This window comes from Bartonella sp. AP57NXGY, from assembly GCF_042195805.1.
Lineage (GTDB): Bacteria > Pseudomonadota > Alphaproteobacteria > Rhizobiales > Rhizobiaceae > Bartonella.
The window spans coordinates 1-1,378 of record NZ_JBHIOZ010000283.1; the positions used below are offsets into that span (position 1 = coordinate 1).

2 protein-coding genes are annotated in these 1,378 nt (G+C 37.7%); both read left to right on the plus strand.

What is annotated here, in order from left to right; genetic code table 11:
* Positions 1–12 precede the first annotated feature (12 nt).
* Positions 13–765: a hypothetical protein gene (locus ACFIL8_RS10305; protein WP_375612654.1), complete on the plus strand. Its 753-nt coding sequence runs from the start codon at positions 13–15 to the stop codon at positions 763–765.
* A gap of 84 nt (positions 766–849) precedes the next feature.
* Positions 850–1,290: a hypothetical protein gene (locus ACFIL8_RS10310; protein ID WP_375612653.1), complete on the plus strand. Its 441-nt coding sequence runs from the start codon at positions 850–852 to the stop codon at positions 1,288–1,290.
* Positions 1,291–1,378: the final 88 nt, after the last annotated feature.

Sequence of the window (1,378 nt, forward strand, 5' to 3'; positions counted from 1 at the left end):
AGGATTACTAGCATGAAAGCTACAGTTAAAAAGAGAAAACCATCCAAAAAATATGAATTGACTAATGAAATAGATCATATGACTGGTCTCACATTATACCGTATACGCGCCTTAAAAGATTTTGGAGATGTCAAGGCGGGGGATTTAGGTGGTTTTATAGAAAATGAAAGCAACCTATCGCATTATGGTACGTGCTGGGTATATGATAAAGCCCGCGTTTTTCAAAATGCCCGCGTTTCTGGGAATGCAAAAGTAAGAAGCTTTTTTGTAGACGTTTGTGGGAATGCAAAAATTTATGGGAATGCTATTTTTGAAGCTATTTTTATGGGAGGCAATGCGCGTCTTTATGGGAATGCTCATATTAAAGGTGCTGTTGTAATTGAAGGCAATGCAAAGATTTATGATAATGCCTATGTAACTGATCATGCTCATATTTCTGATGATGCCGTCATTTGTGATAATGCTCATGTTGGAGGCAATGCAAAAATAAGCGGTGCTGCTTATATTTGTGATGACGCGCGTGTTTTCGATGATGCCGTTGTATGTGGTGCTCTTATCTCAGGAGATTCTTATGTTCATAGCGCCGCTTCTTTAACAGCAGATGATCATATTTGGAATGAAGCATATCCCGAATTTGGTAGTGAAGATGATTATTATCGTCATGAGTATTATGATGATTTTGAAGACTATTATGATGCTGATCTTGAATCGGAAAATGATGACGATTTAGAATGTGAATTAGAATGTGAAAAAGAAGCTGCTTAATTAAACAATAGGGCGGTGCGGGGGCGCCTCCTTATAACCATTTCATTTAACAATTTGTTTGAATATTAGATTAGGGAGCTACCTATGACCACTAAAACTGTATCCAAAAAATATGAACTTACTAATGAAACTACAGAAGTTAAAGACCATCTCTATGGTAGAGTTAGAACACTTTATCGCATTAAAGCTTTAAGAAGTTTTGGAAGTGTTAAAAAAGGAGATTTAGGGGGCTTTATTGAAAGTGAATACAACTTATCACATGATGGCAATTGCTGGGTTGGTGATGATGCCAAGGTTTATAATGCTGCTATGGTTTGGGGGCATGCGAAGGTTTTTGAAAATGCAATAATTTGTGATGAGGCGTGTGTTAATGGGTTTGCGAAGGTTTACGGTAATGTACGTGCTTATGGAAAGGCAATTATTGGTGGCAGGGCGCGTGTTTTTGGAGATACGCAACTTATTTTGGGGGCATGGGTTACAGGAAGAAAAGAGATTTCTACAGGTTTAATATCCTTTTGTAGATAGATAAAGACTGTAGAGGAATTGATTAAAGCGGCTGTGGCGTCTAAAAGATAGAATAAAAAAAAGCCGCGTCCTTTAAGACACGGCTTTT

Excerpts from the sequence above, each read along its gene's own strand:
- ACFIL8_RS10305 (WP_375612654.1), top strand. The coding sequence starts at position 13 with ATGAAAGCTACAGTTAAAAAGAGAAAACCATCCAAAAAATATGAATTG.
- ACFIL8_RS10310 (WP_375612653.1), top strand. The coding sequence starts at position 850 with ATGACCACTAAAACTGTATCCAAAAAATATGAACTTACTAATGAAACT.